This is a genomic window from Pseudonocardia abyssalis (assembly GCF_019263705.2).
Lineage (GTDB): Bacteria > Actinomycetota > Actinomycetes > Mycobacteriales > Pseudonocardiaceae > Pseudonocardia > Pseudonocardia abyssalis.
The window spans coordinates 2,885,170-2,902,535 of sequence record NZ_JADQDK010000001.1 but is presented as its reverse complement, the minus strand read 5'-3'; the positions used below and the strand labels follow the sequence as shown (position 1 = coordinate 2,902,535).

At 72.3% G+C, this 17,366-nt stretch carries 16 protein-coding genes; 6 read left to right on the top strand and 10 right to left on the bottom strand.

Annotated features, from left to right (window positions below; translation table 11 throughout):
* Window positions 1-101: 101 nt before the first annotated feature.
* The gene (locus I4I81_RS14075) at window positions 102-2,930 is read left to right on the top strand and encodes a vitamin B12-dependent ribonucleotide reductase (RefSeq protein ID WP_218602328.1); all 2,829 of its coding nucleotides are present in this window, start codon (window positions 102-104) and stop codon (window positions 2,928-2,930) included.
* A 35-nt stretch (window positions 2,931-2,965) separates the two neighbouring features.
* On the opposite strand, the gene I4I81_RS14070 is transcribed toward I4I81_RS14075, so the two are convergent.
* From I4I81_RS14070 to I4I81_RS14060, 3 genes are read right to left on the bottom strand one after another with little or no spacing between them, the layout of a single operon-like run.
* Window positions 2,966-3,928: an alpha/beta fold hydrolase gene (locus tag I4I81_RS14070; protein ID WP_225924578.1), complete on the bottom strand. Its 963-nt coding sequence runs from the start codon at window positions 3,926-3,928 to the stop codon at window positions 2,966-2,968.
* Between the two features lie 37 nt (window positions 3,929-3,965).
* Window positions 3,966-4,760, bottom strand: a complete 795-nt coding sequence (locus tag I4I81_RS14065) for a transglutaminase-like domain-containing protein (protein ID WP_226363933.1) — start codon at window positions 4,758-4,760, stop codon at window positions 3,966-3,968.
* Between the two features lie 55 nt (window positions 4,761-4,815).
* Window positions 4,816-5,019 (bottom strand): helix-turn-helix domain-containing protein, encoded by a 204-nt coding sequence (locus I4I81_RS14060; RefSeq protein WP_218602327.1) that lies wholly within the window; start codon window positions 5,017-5,019, stop codon window positions 4,816-4,818.
* Between the two features lie 201 nt (window positions 5,020-5,220).
* On the opposite strand from I4I81_RS14060, the gene I4I81_RS14055 reads away from it, so the two are divergent.
* The 4 genes from I4I81_RS14055 (at window position 5,221) to I4I81_RS14040 (ending at window position 8,423) form a co-directional block, all read left to right on the top strand.
* Window positions 5,221-6,252 (top strand): MBL fold metallo-hydrolase, encoded by a 1,032-nt coding sequence (locus I4I81_RS14055; RefSeq protein WP_218602326.1) that lies wholly within the window; start codon window positions 5,221-5,223, stop codon window positions 6,250-6,252.
* A 65-nt stretch (window positions 6,253-6,317) separates the two neighbouring features.
* Window positions 6,318-7,169 carry a hypothetical protein gene (locus I4I81_RS14050; protein WP_218602325.1) on the top strand — a complete coding sequence of 284 codons (852 nt, stop codon included), beginning with the start codon at window positions 6,318-6,320 and terminating at the stop codon, window positions 7,167-7,169.
* A gap of 183 nt (window positions 7,170-7,352) precedes the next feature.
* The gene (locus tag I4I81_RS14045; RefSeq protein ID WP_218602324.1) at window positions 7,353-7,841 is read left to right on the top strand and encodes a DUF3145 domain-containing protein; all 489 of its coding nucleotides are present in this window, start codon (window positions 7,353-7,355) and stop codon (window positions 7,839-7,841) included.
* Window positions 7,842-7,874: 33 nt separating this feature from the next.
* Complete coding sequence (locus I4I81_RS14040; protein ID WP_218602323.1) at window positions 7,875-8,423, top strand: hypothetical protein; 549 nt, start codon at window positions 7,875-7,877, stop codon at window positions 8,421-8,423.
* Between the two features lie 7 nt (window positions 8,424-8,430).
* Here the strand turns inward: I4I81_RS14040 and I4I81_RS14035 are convergent, their stop codons facing one another.
* The 5 genes from I4I81_RS14035 to I4I81_RS14015 form a co-directional block, all read right to left on the bottom strand.
* Window positions 8,431-9,696 carry a beta-ketoacyl-[acyl-carrier-protein] synthase family protein gene (locus tag I4I81_RS14035; RefSeq protein ID WP_218602322.1) on the bottom strand — a complete coding sequence of 422 codons (1,266 nt, stop codon included), beginning with the start codon at window positions 9,694-9,696 and terminating at the stop codon, window positions 8,431-8,433.
* The gene (locus tag I4I81_RS14030) at window positions 9,693-9,935 is read right to left on the bottom strand and encodes an acyl carrier protein (protein ID WP_185716762.1); all 243 of its coding nucleotides are present in this window, start codon (window positions 9,933-9,935) and stop codon (window positions 9,693-9,695) included. The genes I4I81_RS14035 and I4I81_RS14030 overlap by 4 nt, the downstream gene beginning before the upstream one ends.
* A 28-nt stretch (window positions 9,936-9,963) precedes the next feature.
* The gene (locus I4I81_RS14025) at window positions 9,964-10,968 is read right to left on the bottom strand and encodes a beta-ketoacyl-ACP synthase III (protein WP_218602321.1); all 1,005 of its coding nucleotides are present in this window, start codon (window positions 10,966-10,968) and stop codon (window positions 9,964-9,966) included.
* Window positions 10,965-11,873: an ACP S-malonyltransferase gene (locus I4I81_RS14020; protein ID WP_218602320.1), complete on the bottom strand. Its 909-nt coding sequence runs from the start codon at window positions 11,871-11,873 to the stop codon at window positions 10,965-10,967. Before I4I81_RS14020 ends, I4I81_RS14025 begins: the two co-directional genes overlap by 4 nt.
* A 102-nt stretch (window positions 11,874-11,975) precedes the next feature.
* Window positions 11,976-13,193: a PucR family transcriptional regulator gene (locus I4I81_RS14015; RefSeq protein WP_218602319.1), complete on the bottom strand. Its 1,218-nt coding sequence runs from the start codon at window positions 13,191-13,193 to the stop codon at window positions 11,976-11,978.
* A gap of 68 nt (window positions 13,194-13,261) precedes the next feature.
* Here I4I81_RS14015 and I4I81_RS14010 point away from each other — a divergent pair, with 68 nt between their 5' ends.
* Window positions 13,262-14,011: a pirin family protein gene (locus I4I81_RS14010; RefSeq protein ID WP_218602318.1), complete on the top strand. Its 750-nt coding sequence runs from the start codon at window positions 13,262-13,264 to the stop codon at window positions 14,009-14,011.
* Between the two features lie 68 nt (window positions 14,012-14,079).
* Here the strand turns inward: I4I81_RS14010 and I4I81_RS14005 are convergent, their stop codons facing one another.
* The gene (locus I4I81_RS14005) at window positions 14,080-14,286 is read right to left on the bottom strand and encodes a cold-shock protein (protein WP_218602317.1); all 207 of its coding nucleotides are present in this window, start codon (window positions 14,284-14,286) and stop codon (window positions 14,080-14,082) included.
* 254 nt (window positions 14,287-14,540) lie between these two features.
* Complete coding sequence (gene aceE, locus I4I81_RS14000; RefSeq protein WP_218616092.1) at window positions 14,541-17,363, bottom strand: pyruvate dehydrogenase (acetyl-transferring), homodimeric type; 2,823 nt, start codon at window positions 17,361-17,363, stop codon at window positions 14,541-14,543.
* Window positions 17,364-17,366: the final 3 nt, after the last annotated feature.

Sequence of the window (17,366 nt, the reverse complement as noted above, 5' to 3'; positions counted from 1 at the left end):
GGACGTCGCGCACTCCCGTCATCACCGCCATCACCGCACCAGTCGTACTTGGCGCGCCCCCAGGACCCCGGTCCGTCGTGCGCGCAGGAGAGGGAACACCCATGACCGAGACCGTCGGCACCGCGTCCGGACGCGGGAAGAAGGCACCCCGGGCCACCCGGCCCGCTGCGGGCCTCACGATCGAGCGGATCCACACCACCGCCGGCGTGCACCCCTACGACGAGGTCACCTGGGAACGCCGCGACGTCGTCATGACGAACTGGCGCGACGGCACGATCAACTTCGAGCAGCGCGGCGTCGAGTTCCCGAGCACCTGGTCGGTCAACGCCACCAACATCGTCACCAGCAAGTACTTCCGCGGCGCGGTCGGGGCGGTGGAGCGCGAGTCGAGCCTGCGTCAGCTGATCGACCGCGTGGTCGGGGTCTACCACCGCTCGGGCCTGGACAACGGCTACTTCGCCACCGACGCCGATGCCGAGGTGTTCGCCCACGAGCTCACCTGGATGCTGCTGCACCAGGTGTTCAGCTTCAACTCCCCGGTCTGGTTCAACGTCGGCACGACCTCGCCGCAGCAGGTCAGCGCGTGCTTCATCCTCGCCGTCGACGACACGATGGAGTCGATCCTCAACTGGTACCGCGAGGAGGGGCTGATCTTCAAGGGCGGCTCCGGCGCGGGCCTGAACCTCTCCCGGATCCGGAGCTCGAAGGAGCTGCTCTCCTCGGGCGGCACCGCCTCCGGGCCGGTCTCGTTCATGCGCGGCGCCGACGCCAGCGCGGGCACCATCAAGTCCGGCGGGGCCACGCGCCGCGCGGCGAAGATGGTCGTCCTCGACGTCGACCACCCCGACATCGAGGAGTTCGTCGAGACCAAGTCCAAGGAGGAGGCCAAGGTCCGCGTACTGCGCGACGCCGGGTTCGACATGGACCTCGGCGGCTCCGACATCACCTCGGTGCAGTACCAGAACGCCAACAACTCCGTCCGGGTCACCGACGAGTTCATGCGGGCCGTCGAGGCGGGCACCGATTTCGGGCTCCGCGCGCGGATGACCGGTGAGGTCATCGAATCGGTCGACGCGAAGAAGCTGTTCCGCGGAATCGCCGAGGCCGCGTGGGCCTGCGCCGATCCCGGTATCCAGTACGACGGCACCATCAACGACTGGCACACCACCCCGGAATCGGGCCGGATCTCCGCGTCCAACCCGTGTTCGGAGTACATGCACCTGGACAACTCCAGCTGCAATCTCGCGTCGCTGAACCTGCTCACGTTCCTCGGTGACGACGGCCAGTTCGACGCCGCGCGTTTCCAGAAGTCGGTCGAGCTCATCATCACCGCGATGGACATCTCCATCTGCTTCGCCGACTTCCCGACCGACCCGATCGGCGAGACCACCCGCGCGTTCCGACAGCTCGGGATCGGCTACGCCAACCTCGGCGCGCTGCTGATGGCCACCGGCCACGCCTACGACTCCGAGGGCGGCCGGGCGCTGGCCGCGGCCATCACCTCGCTGATGACCGGCGCGTCCTACAAGCGCTCCGCCGAGCTGGCCGGCGTCGTCGGCCCGTACGAGGGCTACGCCCGCAACGCGAGCGCCCACCAGCGCGTCATGCGCAAGCACGCCGCGGCCAACGACGACGTCCGCACGTTCCCGGCGAGCTCCGGGATCCACAAGCTCGCCACCATCGCGTGGAAGGACTGCCTGGCGGCGGGGGAACGCAACGGCTGGCGCAACGCGCAGGCCTCGGTGCTCGCCCCCACCGGCACCATCGGCCTGATGATGGACTGCGACACCACCGGCATCGAGCCGGACCTCGCGCTGGTCAAGTTCAAGAAGCTCGTCGGTGGCGGGTCGATGCAGATCGTCAACCAGACGGTGCCGCGGGCGCTGACCAAGCTCGGCTACCAGGCCGAGCAGGCCGAGGCCATCGTCGAGTACGTCGGCGAGCACGGGCACGTCGTCGACGCCCCCGGCCTGCGCACCGACCACTACGAGGTCTTCGACTGCGCGATGGGCGAGCGGGTCATCGCCGCCATGGGCCACGTCCGCATGATGGCCGCGGTGCAGCCGTTCCTGTCCGGTGCGATCTCCAAGACGGTGAACATGCCGGAGACGGCCACCGTCGAGGACGTCGAGCGCGTGTACCTGGAGGGCTGGAAGCTCGGCCTCAAGGCGCTGGCGATCTACCGCGACAACTGCAAGGTCGGCCAGCCGCTCTCGGCGGGCAAGTCGGCGAAGTCCTCCGGCGGGGGGGAGAAGGAGACCGTCACCGTCGTCGAACAGCGGCCGGTGCGGCGTCGCCTGCCCAAGAAGCGGTCCAGTGAGACGGTGTCGTTCACCGTGGGCGGTGCCGAGGGCTACCTCACCGCGGGCGCCTACCCGGACGGCGGCGTCGGCGAGATCTTCGTCAAGCTCGGCAAGCAGGGCTCCACGCTGTCGGGCGTGATGGACGCGTTCTCGATGTCGATCTCGGTGGGCCTGCAGTACGGCATCCCGCTGGAGTTCTACGTCTCGAAGTTCTCCAATCTGCGCTTCGAGCCGGCGGGCATGACCGACGACCCGGACCTGCGCATCGCCACCAGCGTGCTCGACTACCTGTTCCGCCGGCTCGCGCTCGATCACCTGCCGTACGAGAAGCGCGCGCAGCTCGGCATCTTCTCCGCCGACGAGCGCACCGCGCAGGTGGCCGACCAGTACGGCGAGACGGTCGACGTCGAGGGCCTGCGCCAGGGCGTGGAGACCGAGCCGGTCGCCGGCCCCCCGGCAGGTTCGTCGAAGGCCCCGGTGGAGGTCGGCAGCTCCACCGAGCTGCTCGAGCTGCGCATGGGCAAGGCCGCCGACGCGCCGCTGTGCATGACCTGCGGCACGAAGATGCGCCCCGCGGGCTCCTGCTACCTGTGCGAGGGCTGCGGCAGCACCAGCGGCTGCAGCTGAGCACCGCCGACCCCGCCGGGGTGCTCCCGGCGGGGTCAGGTGGCGTTGCGCTCGCCGACGGTGTGCAGGGTCTCGGCCGGTTCCGGGTCGCGCAGCAGCTGCCGCCACTGCTCCGCGCTCCACCGCGCCGGGGTGGTCGTCGCGAGGAACTCCTCCAGCAGCGTGACGAAGCGCAACGGGTCGGTGTGGAAAGGGAAGTGCCCGGCGCCGTCGAAGATCTCCAGGCGGCTGCCGGGCATCGCGTCGTGGGCGCGGTGGGCGTGCGCGATCGGCACCACGGCGTCGCGGGCGCCCCAGACCAGCATCGTGGGCATGCCGCGGGTGAGGTAGCAGCGGTCGAGCATCGTCACCACCTGCCCCCGCCAGTCGACGACCGCGCGCAGCGTGCGGATGAACGCGGCACGCGCGGTCGCGTCGGGCAGCGCGTCGACCATCCGGAGCAGGTCGGGGGCGTCCTGACCGAGATCGGTGCCCAGCATCCGCAGCAGTGCCACTCCGGCCCCCACCTGAAGCCGCGCGGTCGGCATCCGCAGCAGGCCCAGCGCCACCGCGGCACCGGGCAGCGTCATCGCGCGCAGGACCGGGGTGACGTCCGGGCCCGCGCCGCCGCTGCCGACGAGCACGAGCCGCTCGGTGCGCTCGGGGAACTGGTAGGCGAACTGCATCGCCACCCCGCCGCCGAGCGAGTGCCCGACGAGCGTGGCGCGCTCCACCCCGAGGACGCCGAGCAGGTCGCGCACGCCGTTGGCGTAGGCGGCCACCGAGTAGTCGGCACGCGGCTTGTCGGAGCTGCCGTGCCCGAGCAGATCGGGCGCGATCACCAGGTGGCGCCGGGCCAGCGCGGCGAGCACCGGCGACCACGTGGCCGAGCTGTCGCCGATCCCGTGCACGAGCACGACCGGCGGGCCGGATCCGGCGATCCGGAACGCCCTGCGGTATCCGTGGACCATGCGGAACTGCAGCTCGGGGCCCGTCGGCAGGGAGCGCAGGATCGTCATGGCCCCGCGAGGCTAGGACCGCGGCGTTTCCGCCGCGTCAGGTCAGCGTGACGACCGCGGTCCCGTCGTCGTTCGGCAACTCGTCGACGACGGCGAGCACGCGCACCGACAACAGGTTCGCGATGCCGTGGTGCACCGACAGGAACGCGGTGTCGGCGGCGTCGCGGCCGGTGCCGATCCGCAGCATCGACTGCCGTGGCGCGAGCCCGGTGGAGTCGAGGACCCGCCAGGACCCGTCGACCCACGCCTCGACGACGGCGTGGAAATCCATCGGGTCGAGCCCGGGCGCGTAGACCGCGACGAGCCGGGCGGGCACGTCGCGGGCGCGGAGCAGGGCGACGACGAGGTGCGCGTAGTCGCGGCAGACGCCCTCCCCGAGCAGGAGGGTGTCGATCGCGTCGTCGGTGGGCTTGCTGGACCCGCTGAGGTAGAACAGCCGCCCGTACACGAAGTCGCGGACGGCGGACACGAGCTCGCCGGTGTCGTCGATGCCGTCGAACTCGCCGTTCGCGATCGACAGCAGCCGGTCCGACGGGCAGTAGCGGCTGGGGCGCCGATAGGCCAGGAGGTCGAGCTCGGTGGTCTCCGGTGCGGGCAGCTCACCGGAGACGGTGGCCGCGTACTCCAGTACCGTGCGCCCCACCTGTGCGTCGACGACGTGCAGGCGTCCGTCGTGCGCAGCGGGGACCTCCCGCCACGGCACCGCCTCACCGTCGCGGGTGATCGACAGCTTCTCGTCGGCCGACCCGGACGCGACGGCCACCTGGAAGGCGAGGAGAGCGGGCTCGGTGACGTCCAGCTCGAGGAACGCGGTTACCTGACGACGGTGCACGCGGCGATCGTCGCAGCCGTCGATGACAGCCGCGTGTCCGCACCGCCGTCGGGGCTCAGCCCGCCTCGTACCGGGCGTCGCGGATCAACTCCTCCACCGCGCTGCGCTGCACGCGGAACGACCTCCCGAACCGCACCGCCGGGAGCTCCCCGCTGTGCACCAGCCGGTAGACCGTCATCTTCGACACACGCATCCGGTCCGCCACCTCGGCCACGGTGAGGAACGGTGCGCCGATCATCTCCGGCACTTCTGCAGCCATCCTGCCCACGCCTCTCGTCCCGCCCCGGGGGGCGCTGTTCACCGTGGGTGGGACAGTACGGGAGCATGCCTCACCCTCTGGGTTACTCCGAGGTGCACGAACAGGTGAGGAGCGCGTCCGGTCCGTCCGGTTCGGCACGCGCAGTGGTGGCGCCCGGGTGGTACTCGGCCCGGACGGGCATTCACCGCCTATGGTCGGACGGTGATCCTCGACGACGACCCCGACGGCGACTGGACCGGCGGCGGTCCCTACCGCTGCGCCCCCGACGTCTACCGCATCCCGCTGCCCCTGCCGCAGGACGGCCTGCGCGCGGTGAACGTCTACGCGATCCCCGACGGCGACGGCTGGACGCTGATCGACTCGGGGTGGGCGCTGGCGGAGTCGCGCGAGCTGCTCACCGCGGCACTGGCGAAGCTCGGAGCCGGGCTGGGCGACGTCCGCCGGTTCCTCGTCACCCACATCCACCGCGACCACTACACGCAGGCCGTCGCGCTGCGCCGCGAGTTCGGCGCGCACGTCGCGCTCGGGCGGGGCGAGGAGAGCGGGCTCGCGGAGATCCACCGGTCCGGGCGCGACCCGTTCGACGCGCACCGGGCCCGGCTGGTGCGGGCGGGGGCCACCGCGCTGGTGGCGACGATCGAGGAGACCCGGCCCGATCCGGGCGACCTCTCGGTATGGGAGCAGCCGGACGAGTGGATCGAGGACGGCGCCGAGATCGCGGTGGGGGACACGCAGGTCCTCACCGCCGTCGAGACGCCGGGGCACACCCGCGGGCACCTCGTCTTCGCCGACGACGCCGCCGGGCTGCTGTTCGCCGGCGACCACGTCCTGCCGCGGATCACCCCGTCGATCGGGTTCGAGCCGCATCCCACGACGAGCCCGCTGGCCGCCTTCCTGACCTCCCTGCAGCTGATCCGCTCGCGCAAGGACGCGCTGCTCCTGCCGGCCCACGGGCCGGTCGGCATGCGGGTGCACGAGCGGGTCGACGCCCTGCTGGAGCACCACGGAGACCGGCTCGACGCCACCCTCGCCGCGGTTCGCGAGGGCCGGTCGACAGCGCAGTCCGTCGCGGAGGCCCTGCCGTGGACGCGGCACCGCAGGCGGCTCCCCGACATGGATGCCTTCAACGCGATGCTCGCGGTCCTGGAGACCCAGGCGCACCTCGACGTGCTGGTCGAACGGGGCGCTGTGACGATCACGTTGCAGTCCGGGGTCGCTCACTACACATCGTGATAACGATTCACTCCGTGTAGGCGCCACGACGGCTTGCCGCGCTGACCGGCCGTACTCTCCGCGTCGTGTCCGTACCCGGAACGGGGCGTGTGGGCCTCACACTCGTCGCCTTCGCCGTCGGCGTGTCCGGCGTCGTGCTGGCCACGGAGGGCGTCACGTTCGGGGCCCCGGCGCCGACCGTCGCGCTGGCGCCCGTCGTGTCCACCGGGTGTGCGGCCGCCGGGCCCTACGTCGTGCCGGAGCGGGGCAGCGTCGGGCTGCCGCCGTCGCTGCGGCTGTGCGCGGCCGGTCCGCTGACGATCACGAGGCCCGGGACGGTGCTCGACGGAATGGACGTGCGCGGCGGGGTCGTCGTCGACGCCCCGGACGTCGTGGTGCGCCGCAGCCGGATCACCGGCGACGGCACGCGGGCCTACGGCATCGTCACGACCGGCGCGGGGTCGGTGCGCATCGAGGACACGACGCTCACCGGCCGGTTCACCGAGGCCGCCGTCGGCGGGGACCGGTGGACGGCCGAGCGGATCGAGGTGGTCGGGGTCACCGGGGACGGCGCGCACGCCGGGCGGGGGAGCAGGCTCCGCGCGAGCGTCCTGTCCCGGTTCGCGCCCGGGCGGGAGGTCACCGGGCTCACGGTCACGGCGTCCGACGTCGTCGTGGAGGACTCCACGATCCGGATGGGCGACGGGCACCTCAGCGCCGTCCGGATCGCCTCCGACGGGGGTGGGAGGCCGATCGTCGTGCGGTCCAACGTGCTCGGCGGCGGCGGGTACACCGTGCACCAGGACGAGGGCCCCGGTGACGACGTGCACGTCGTCGACAACCGCTTCGCCCGCGACGCCGTCCGGGCGCCCCTGCGGGTCCCGATGACCGCCGAGGCGACCGGCAACACCTACGTCGACGGGGCACCGGTCCGCTGACCGAGGGCTCGGGCGGCGACACGCCCGGGTGGCCTGCGATGTTGGCAGCGGAGGCCCGGAACGGGCAGACTCGCGCCCAACATCACCGAGCCCGGGCCGGTACCCGGACAGCGAGACGCAGCAGGCGCGCCACGACGCGAGGACGTAGGGGAAGACGATCCTCGTCGACGTTGGAGGTCTGCAGTGAATGCACGCGGCGTGGTCTTCGTCCACTCGTCGCCGACTGCGGTCTGCCCGCACGTCGAGTGGGCGATCTCTGGCGTTCTCGCGACCAAGGTGTCGCTGCACTGGACGCCCCAGGCAGCCGTGCACGGTCAGCTCCGTGCCGAGTGCACCTGGAGCGGTCCCGCCGGCAGCGGCGGCGCGATCGCCGGTGCCCTACGGGCGTGGTCGATGCTGCGCTTCGAGGTGACGGAGGAGCCCACCCCCGGGGTCGACGGGGAACGGTTCTGCCACGTCCCCAACCTCGGGCTGTGGAGCGGTCGGACCAGTGCCAACGGCGACATCGTCGTGGCCGAGGACCAGCTGCGGACCCTGCTCGCGAGCTCCACGAACAATCAGCTCCCCTCGCGCGTCCACGACCTGCTCGGTTCGGCGTGGGACGAGGCGCTGGAGCCCTTCCGGCTCGCCGGCGACGGCGCCCCGGTCACCTGGCTGCACCAGGTCGGATAGGGCTCGCCGCGGCCCCTGCGGCAGGATGACCGCGTGCGGATCAGGGGCGGGACGGTGGCGGCGGCGCTGCTCGGCGTCCTGTTCGTCGTCGGGCTGCTGGTGGCCTGGTCCGGTGCGGGGCAGGCCGTGTCCGCCGTTCCCCCGCTGCGCGCGGCCCCCGCGATCCCGCCGTCGGGCGTCGGGTCGTCGGAGGTGCTGCTCTCCGCCGACGCGCTCGCGCATCCCGCGCACGAGCTGGTGCGCGCCCAGCTGCAGCGCCACTACGACGCGATCAACGCCAAGGACTACGCGGAGTGGGTCGCCACGGTCGTGCCCGAGCGCAGCGAGGCATTGCCCGAGGAGGCCTGGCGGGAGGCCTACGACTCCTCGCAGGACGGCACCATCCGGATCGACCGCATCGACGACCTGGACGGCGCCCGCGTGCTCGTGCGCGTCCGGTTCGTCAGCATCCAGGACGTCGAGGACGCGCCGCAGGACGTGCCCGCCCGCCGGATCTGCTGGCGCAGTTCGCTGCCGATGAGCGGCGAACCGCCGCTCATCGAGCAGACCGGGGCGGGCAGCTCGATCGCCAGCCCCTGCTGAGCAGGTACTACCGCACGAACGTGAGCGCCACGTTGTGCCCGCCGAAGCCGAACGAGTCGTTGACCGCGGCGGTGATGTCGACCTTGCGGGGCTCGCCCGACACCACGTCCAGCTCGACGCCCGGGTCGAGGTCGTCGAGGTTGAGCGTGGCGGGGATGATCCCCTCCTTGATCGAGAGCAGCGTGATGATGCCCTCGACCGCGCCCGCCGCGCCGACCAGGTGACCCAGCGCCGACTTCGGCGCGGTGAGCACCGGGTGGTCGCCCAGCGCCTTGCGGACGGCACGGGTCTCGCCCACGTCGCCGGCCACCGTGGAGGTGGCGTGGCAGTTGACGTGCGTGACGTCGGCCGCGGCGACCCCGGCCTTCTCGATCGACTTCGTGATCGCGCGCGCCTGACCCGTGCCCTCCGGATCGGGGCCGGTGATGTGGTGCGCATCGGAGGTGATGCCGAACCCGGCCAGCCGACCGTGCACCGTGGCCCCGCGGGCTGCGGCGAACTCGGCGCGCTCCAGGACCATGATCCCGGAGCCCTCGCCGAGCACGAAGCCGTCGCGGGCGGTGTCGAACGGGCGCGAGGCCCGCTCGGGGTCGTCGTTGCGCTGGCTCAGCGTGCGGGCCTGCACGAACCCGGCGACGGTGATGCCGGTGATGCAGGCCTCCGCGCCACCGGCGACCACGACGTCGACCTCGCCCGCCTGCAGCAGCCGCATCGCCCACGCCATCGCCTCGGCGCCGGACGCGCACGCCGAGACCGGGGCGTGGACGCCGCCCTTGGCGCCCAGCTCGAGGCCGACCCAGGCCGCAGGCCCGTTCGGCATGAGCATCGGCACGGTGAGGGGGGAGACCTTGCGCAGGCCGGGACCTTCCAGGAGGTCGTCCTGGTCGAGCAGGGTGACCGCACCGCCGATGCCGGTGCCGATGACGACGGCGAGCCGCTCGGGCTCGACTTGCATGTCGTCCCGCCCACCCAGACCGGCGTGGGCCCAGGCCTCCTTGGCCGCGACCAGGGCCACCTGCTCGCACCGGTCGAGCCTGCGCAGCTGCACGCGGGGGATGACCTCGGACGGGGGCACGGAGAGCGGCGCGGCGATCTTCACCGGCAGCTCGTGGCGCGTGACCCACTCGTGCTCGTCGTCGTCGATCCGGCGCACGCCGGACCGCCCGGCGAGCAGGGCCTCCCAGGTGGACGTGACGTCGCCACCGAGGGGGGTCGTCGCCCCCAGCCCGGTGACGACGACTTCCACGGGGGTCGACGAGGAGGTGCTCGTCACTGGTTCTTCGCGATGTAGTCCACCGCGTCACCGACCGTCTTCAGCTCGGCCAGCTGGTCGTCCGGGATCTTGACGCCGAACTTGTCCTCGGCCTGGACGGCGATCTCGACCATCGACAGCGAGTCGATGTCGAGGTCGTCCACGAAGGACTTGTCGGCGGAGACCTCGGAGGTGTCGATGCCGGCGACCTCCTCCACGATCTCGGCGAGGCCGGCGAGGATCTCGGTGCTGTCTGCCACGTGAACTCCTTCAGGGGTGGTGGGAAATCTAGGGGAAGCGGACGACCTGGCCCGCGAAGGACAGGCCCGCGCCGAAGCCTACGAGCAGCACGGTGTCACCGGAGCGGACCCGCCCGTCGGCGCGCATGTGATCCAGGGCGAGGGGGACCGACGCGGACGAGGTGTTGCCCGAGTGCACGATGTCGTCGGCCACCCGCATGTCCTCCCGGGCGCCCTGCTTGCGCAGCTTCTTGGCCACGGCCTCCACGATGCGCAGGTTGGCCTGGTGCGGCACGAAGACGTCGATGTCGGCGGGCGTGAGCCCGGCCAGCTCGATGGCGCGCAGCGCGACCGGCGCCACCTGCGTGGTGGCCCAGCGGAACACCGCCTGTCCCTCCTGGTGCAGCGCACCGCCCGCGCGGGAGCCGTGGCCGTCGAGGATGCGGATGGCCTGGTTCATCTCCCCGGCGCTGCCCCAGGCGACGGGCCCGACGCCCACCGCGTCGGCGTCGGCGGCCGGTCCGATCACGGCGGCGCCCGCGCCGTCGGCGAAGATGATCGCGGTGGAGCGGTCGTTCCAGTCGAGCCAGTCCGACAGCTTCTCCGCGCCGATGACCAGCACGTTGCGCGCCGTGCCGCCGCGCACCAGGTCGGCGGCCATGCCCAGGCCGTAGCAGAACCCGGCGCAGGCGGCGTTGAGGTCGAACGCCGCCGGGGCGTGGATGCCGATGCGCTCGGCCGTCTGCGCCGCGGCGTTGGGGATGAAGTTGGGCATCGTGCAGGTGGCGACGAACACGCCGTCGATCTCGGACGGGTCGAGGCCGGAGTCCTTGACCGCGCGCGCCCCGGCGTCGGACGCCATGTCGATGAGCGAGACGCCCTCCCCGGCGATGCGGCGGCTCTGGATGCCGACGCGCTCGCGGATCCACTGGTCGTTGGTGTCGATCCGCTGCGCGAGCTCGTCGTTGGTGACGACGATCTCGGGGGTGTGGCTGCCCAGGCCCAGCAGGCGGGCACCGGCGACCGGCTCGGCGAGGCGCAGTACCGGTGTCATCGATCGGCTCCGATCAGCTCGTGTGCCGCGTCGAGGTCCCCGGGGGTCTTGAGCGCGAGCGTGGTGGTGCCCTTCAGTGCACGCTTCACGAGTCCGGTGAGCGCCCCCGCCGGCGGCAGCTCGGCCGTGGCGGTGACGCCGAGCTCGCGCAGCGCGTCCATGCAGGCGTCCCACCGTACGGGGCGGGTGACCTGGTCCACCAGACGGCGTAGGGCCTCGGCGCCGTCACCGACCACGGCGCCGTCCGCATTGGACAGCAGGGGGCGGGTCGGGTCGCTCGTCGCGAGGTCCGCGGCGTGGGTGCGCAGGGCCTGCTGGGCGGGTGCCATGAAGCGGGTGTGGAACGCCCCGGCCACCGGGAGGGCCTTCACCCTGGCCTTCTCCGGCGGGTCCTCGGCGAGCGCGGCGAGCGCGGCCAGGGGGCCCGCGGCCACGACCTGGCCCGCACCGTTGATGTTGGCGGGGTCCAGGCCCAGCTCGGCGAGGCGGGCGAGCACCGCGTCGGGGTCGCCGCCGAGGACGGCGCTCATGCCGGTGGGCTCCAGCGCGCACGCAGCGGCCATCTCCCGGCCGCGCACCGCGGCGAGGGCGACGGCGGCGTCCGGGGTGATGACCCCGGCGATCGCGAGCGCGGCCAGCTCGCCGACCGAGTGCCCGGCGACCGGGACGTCGGCCGGCAGGTCGAGGCGGGCGGCGGCGAGCAGCGCGGCCGCGACGACCAGCGGCTGCGTCACCGCGGTGTCCTTGATCTCGTCGGCCTCCGCGACGGTGCCGAGGCGCACGAGGTCGAGCCCCGCGACGTCGGACCACGCGGCGAGCTGCTTCTCGGCGTCGGGGTCGGTCAGCCAGGGGGAGAGCATGCCGGGGGTCTGGGATCCCTGTCCGGGAGCGAGCAGCGCGATCACAGGAGGGACCCAACACGCCCGGAGCCCGTCACGGGCATGCCGCCGGGCACGAACTCTCCCGCGTCGTTCTGTGGGAAACCTACGAACCCGTGCTCGCCGACCTCACCGGAGTCCATTGCCGTCCTGTCGTTCGTTGTAGGGATTCCGCAGCTCATCGGCGTCCAACCTGGCCGCTATGAGCGCCGTCCGCAACACCTGTGCGTCGCGCGGCTCCGTCGGGAGGCGGCCGGTGAGTTCGCTCACGCGACGCAGCCGGTAGCGGACGGTGTTGGGGTGGACGAACAACGCGCGGGCGCACGACTCGAGCGCCCCGCCGCCGTCGAGGTAGGCCGTCAGGGTGTCCAGGAGCGCTCCGCCCGCGGCGTGCAGGGGAGCGAGGAGGTCGGCGAGGACGCGGTGGGCCGCGGCGTCACCGCACAGTGCGCGCTCGGGCAGCAGGTCGTCGGCGGCGACGGGGCGGGGCGCGTCGGGACGTCCGGGTGCGGCGCGCAGCCCGGCGAGGGCCTCCCGGGCGCTGGTGTGCGCGGACCGCAGGTCGGACACCGCCGGGCCGAGCACCACCGGGCCCGGGCCGAAGTCGTCGACGAGCCGGCCCAGGCCCGCGTTGCCCCGGGCGGGGCCGGACGGCTCCGAGAGCAGCACGATGAGCCGCCGCCCCTGCACCCCGACGAGCACCGAGCGGCCCGACCGGTGGGCGTGGCGACGCAGCTCGCCGAGGGCCTCCTCGGGGGCCTCGACCGGCGTCGAGCCGACGACGACGAGCACCGCGGCAGCCGGGTCGAAGCCGAGCGCGGCGGCGCGCGAGACCATCGCGTCGTCGGCCTCCCCGCGCACGACGGCGTCGACGACGAGCGCCTCCAGCCGGGCGTCCCACGCCCCACGGGTCTCGGCGGCGTTCGCGTAGACGGTGGCCGCGGCGAACGCGATCTCCCGGCCGAACCGCAGGATCGCCTCGACGAGCACGCGGTGCTCGTCGTCGTCGGCGGCGAGCGGGGGCAGGTGCTGCTCGAACACGTCGGTCGCGACCCGGACCAGCTCGACGGTCTGGCGCAGGGACAGCCGTCTCGCGAGGTCGCGCGGGGCGATCCGGAAGGCCTCCGCGGTGAGCCGGATGCTCTCGCCGGGCCGCGTCAGCCACGCGGCGAAGTTGCCGACGCCGGTCTGGGTGACGAGCAGGACCCCGGCCCGCTGGTCGGCGGGCAGCCGCGTGAACCAGGGGAGGCGCTCCTCCATGGCCGCCACGCAGGCCGTCGCGAGCCCGCCGGCCGCGAGCTCGAGACGACGCACGGTGGACCTTCGGACCGGCACGTGCGGCAGCATGGCACGCGCCCGGGAATGCCGGGCCGGGCAGAGTAGTTGCAGGGTCCACAACCACGTGAGGAGGCCCGATGTCCAGCACCGCGACCCCGGCCGTCGACGTCCGGCGGGCCGGCGACCGGTTCGCCACCCGGATCGACTGGCTCGACTCGAAGCACAGCTTCTCCTTCGGCCCGCACTACGACCCGGCCAACACCCACTTCGGCGTGCTGATGGTGAGCAACGACGACGTGGTGCGCGCGGGGAGCGGGTTCGACACGCATCCGCACCGCGACATGGAGATCGTCACCTGGGTCCTCGACGGGTCACTGGTGCACCAGGACTCCACCGGGCACAACGGGCTGATCCACCCCGGGCTGGCGCAGCGGATGAGCGCGGGCACCGGGATCCTGCACTCGGAGAAGAACGACGCCGCCGGTGCGACGCAGGACGTGCACTTCGTCCAGATGTGGGTGGTGCCCGACGAGAGCGGGGTGGCGCCCGGCTACGAGCAGCTCGACATCACGCCCGAACTGGACGCGGGCGGACTCATCGTCGTGGCCTCGGGCATGCCGAAGCACGTGTCGGAGCGGGCGATCACGATCAGCCAGCGGCACGCGGCGCTCTACGCGGCGCGGCCCCCGGCGGGATCGGTCGTCACCCTGCCCACCTCACCGCTGGCGCACCTGTTCGTGGCGCGCGGTTCGGTGGAGCTGGAGGGCTCCGGGGTGTTGCACACGGGGGACTCGGCACGGATCACCGCATCGGAGGGCCGCACGGTGACGGCCGGGCCCGACGGAGCCGAGGTGCTCGTGTGGGAGATGCACGCGACCCTGGGCTGAGCACCGGGCTGGTCACGTCGGACGGACCCGTCCGTCCGACGTGACCACGTGCGGGATGTGGTGTCTGCTCAGGCGATGGGCTCGACCTTGGTGGCCTGCGGCCCCTTCTGGCCCTGCTCGATGTCGAACGACACGCGCTGGCCCTCGTCGAGGCTCTTGTAGCCGTTGGTCTGGATTGCCGAGTAGTGCACGAACACGTCCGCGCCACCACCGTCAGGAGCGAGGAAGCCGTAGCCCTTCTCGCTGTTGAACCACTTGACGGTGCCCTCTGCCATTCTTGCTCTCCTCGTACCTGGTGCCGGAGTTGCCTCCGGCATCGCGCCCGCCACGGTCCGCGCCCTGGTCGGGACACCTGCCCGCGATCACGCGAGGTCGGCGTCGGGCGGAGCGTATCGCGAGAAGGCCGCTGTGCCGAGCCCCAATGCGCACTGTCTTTCGGGCGTGTGCATCAGGGGAGCGCGTCGCCCCGGATCGCAGCATGGCCACCTTCACGCAATCGGGCTGCACGAGGGTGGCCATGCTGCAACGGTCAGGCCACCCCGGCGTCGCTCGTCTGCGGCCCGGCGGCCTGGGGGTCGTCGATCCGGTACTTCGCCGCCGCCTCGGCCGCGGTGCCCCGGTCGAAGGCACCCTCGGCGGCCAGCGACTGCAGGGCCGCCACCACGATCGACTCGGCGTCGACGTTGAAGTGCCGCCGCACGGCCGGGCGGGTGTCGGACAGGCCGAACCCGTCGGTGCCCAGCGTGGTGAACCGGGCCGGGACCCACTGGCGGATGAGGTCGGGTACCGCCCGCATCCAGTCCGAGACCGCGACCACGGGGGCGTCGCCGGACAGCGCCTCGCTGACGAACGCGGTGCGGCGCTCGCCGTCGCCGTGCAGCAGGTTGTGCCGCTCGGTCTCGACGCCGTCGCGGCGCAGCTCGCCCCACGAGGTCACCGAGTAGACCTCGGCCCCGACGCCCCACTGCTCGGCGAGCATGTCGCGGGCCTGCAGCGCCCACGGCACCGCGACGCCGGAGGCGAGCAGGCGGACCTGCGGCCCGTCCTCCCGGCCCGTCCTCGCGACCCGGTGGATGCCGCGCAGCAGCCCCTCGACGTCGAGGTCGGCCGGCTCGGCCGGCTGCACGTACGGCTCGTTGTAGACCGTCAGGTAGTAGATGACGTTCTCGCCGGTGAGGGTGTCGTCACCCTCGCCGTACATGCGCCGCAGGCCGTCGCGGACGATGTGTGCGACCTCGTAGGAGAAGGCCGGGTCGTAGGCCAGCACCGCGGGGTTCGTCGCCGCGAGCAGCAGCGAGTGGCCGTCGTTGTGCTGCAGACCCTCGCCGGTGAGCGTGGTGCGCCCGGCGGTGGCCCCGACCAGGAACCCGCGGGCCATCTGGTCGGCGGCGGCCCAGATCGAGTCGCCGGTGCGCTGGAAGCCGAACATCGAGTAGAAGACGTACACCGGGATCATCGGCTGCCCGTGCGTGGCGTACGACGTGCCGACCGCGGTGAACGAGCCCACCGAGCCCGCCTCGTTGATGCCCTCGTGCAGCAGCTGACCCTGCTCGGACTCGCGGTAGGCGAGCATGAGCTCCGCGTCGACCGAGGTGTACTGCTGGCCGTTCGGGTTGTAGATCTTCTGCGTCGGGAACATGGAGTCCATCCCGAACGTGCGCGCCTCGTCGGGGATGATCGGGACGAAGCGGTCGCCGATCTCCTTGTCCTTGATCAGCTCGCGCAGCAGCCGGACGAACGCCATGGTCGTGGCGACCTCCTGCTTGCCCGACCCCTTCCGGACGAAGTCGTAGACCTTGTCGCCCGGCAGCACGAGCGGCTTCGCCGTGACGCGGCGGCTCGGCAGCGGGCCGCCGAGGTTGCGCCGGCGCTCCCGCATGTACTGCAGCGCCTCGTCGTCCTCGCCGGGGTGGTAGTACGGCGGCAGGTACGGGTCGGCCTCGAGCTGCTTGTCGGTGATCGGGATGCGCTGGGAGTCGCGGAACTCCTTGAGGTCGGCGAGGCTCAGCTTCTTCATCTGGTGCGTGGCGTTGCGGCCGGCGAAGTGCGAGCCCAGGCCGTAGCCCTTGATCGTCTTCGCCAGGATGACGGTGGGCTGGCCGTGGTGCTCTAGCGCCGCCGCGTAGGCCGCGTGCACCTTGCGGTAGTCGTGCCCGCCGCGCTTGAGGTTCCACACCTGGGCGTCGGTCATGGGCTCGACCAGCGCCTTCGTCCGCGGGTCGCGGCCGAAGAAGTGGTCGCGGACGTACGCGCCGTCGTTGGCCTTGTAGGTCTGGAAGTCGCCGTCGGGCGTGGTGTTCATCAGGTTGATCAGCGCGCCGTCGCGGTCGGCGTGCAGCAGGGAGTCCCACTCCCGGCCCCACACGACCTTGATGACGTTCCAGCCGGCGCCGCGGAAGAACGACTCCAGCTCCTGGATGATCTTGCCGTTGCCGCGGACCGGGCCGTCGAGGCGCTGCAGGTTGCAGTTGACGACGAAGGTGAGGTTGTCGAGACCCTCCGTCGCCGCGATCTGCAACTGGCCGCGCGACTCCGGCTCGTCCATCTCGCCGTCGCCGAGGAACGCCCACACGTGCTGGTCGTCGGTGTTGGTGAAGCCGCGATCGCCCAGGTAGCGGTTGTACCGGGCCTGCATGATCGCGTTCATCGGGCCGAGCCCCATCGAGACCGTGGGGAACTCCCAGAAGTCCGGCATGAGGCGCGGGTGCGGGTAGGACGGGAGGCCGTGGCCGGGGCCGCCGTGGCTGAGCTCCTGGCGGAAGCCGTCGAGGCGGTCCTCGGTGAGGCGGCCCTCCAGGTACGCCCGGGCGTAGACGCCGGGGGAGGCGTGGCCCTGGATGTAGACCTGGTCGCCCCCGCCCGGGTGGTCCTTGCCGCGGAAGAAGTGGTTGAAGCCGACCTCGTAGAGCGTCGCCGACGAGGCGTAGGACGAGATGTGCCCGCCCACCCCGATCCCCGGGCGCTGTGCGCGGTGCACCGTCATCGCCGCGTTCCAGCGGATCCAGCGACGGAACGCGCGTTCCGCCTCCTCGTCGCCGGGGAACCACGGCTCACGGTCGGTGGGGATGGTGTTGACGTAGTCGGTGCTGGTCAGCGACGGGACGCCGACGTGTCGCTCGCGGGCCCGCTGGAGCATCCGCAACATCAGATAGCGCGCTCGCTGCTGCCCTGCCGCGTCGAGCACCGCGTCGAAGGAGTCCAGCCACTCGGCGGTCTCCTCCGGGTCGATGTCGGGCAGGTGGGCGGCGAGGCCGTCGCGAATGATGTTGACGCGCGGTGCTCCACCGGTGGTCTGGCCGGTCAAGGGATCTCCCTGCGTGGCTCTGCTGGATGGGTCTCGGACTCGGTACATCTC

Excerpts from the sequence above, each read along its gene's own strand:
- I4I81_RS14075 (WP_218602328.1), top strand. The coding sequence starts at position 102 with ATGACCGAGACCGTCGGCACCGCGTCCGGACGCGGGAAGAAGGCACCC.
- I4I81_RS14070 (WP_225924578.1), bottom strand. The coding sequence starts at position 3,928 with ATGACGATCCTGCGCTCCCTGCCGACGGGCCCCGAGCTGCAGTTCCGC.
- I4I81_RS14060 (WP_218602327.1), bottom strand. The coding sequence starts at position 5,019 with ATGGCTGCAGAAGTGCCGGAGATGATCGGCGCACCGTTCCTCACCGTG.
- I4I81_RS14025 (WP_218602321.1), bottom strand. The coding sequence starts at position 10,968 with ATGACACCGGTACTGCGCCTCGCCGAGCCGGTCGCCGGTGCCCGCCTG.
- I4I81_RS14015 (WP_218602319.1), bottom strand. The coding sequence starts at position 13,193 with ATGCTGCCGCACGTGCCGGTCCGAAGGTCCACCGTGCGTCGTCTCGAG.
- I4I81_RS14010 (WP_218602318.1), top strand. The coding sequence starts at position 13,262 with ATGTCCAGCACCGCGACCCCGGCCGTCGACGTCCGGCGGGCCGGCGAC.
- I4I81_RS14005 (WP_218602317.1), bottom strand. The coding sequence starts at position 14,286 with ATGGCAGAGGGCACCGTCAAGTGGTTCAACAGCGAGAAGGGCTACGGC.
- aceE (WP_218616092.1), bottom strand. The coding sequence starts at position 17,363 with ATGTACCGAGTCCGAGACCCATCCAGCAGAGCCACGCAGGGAGATCCC.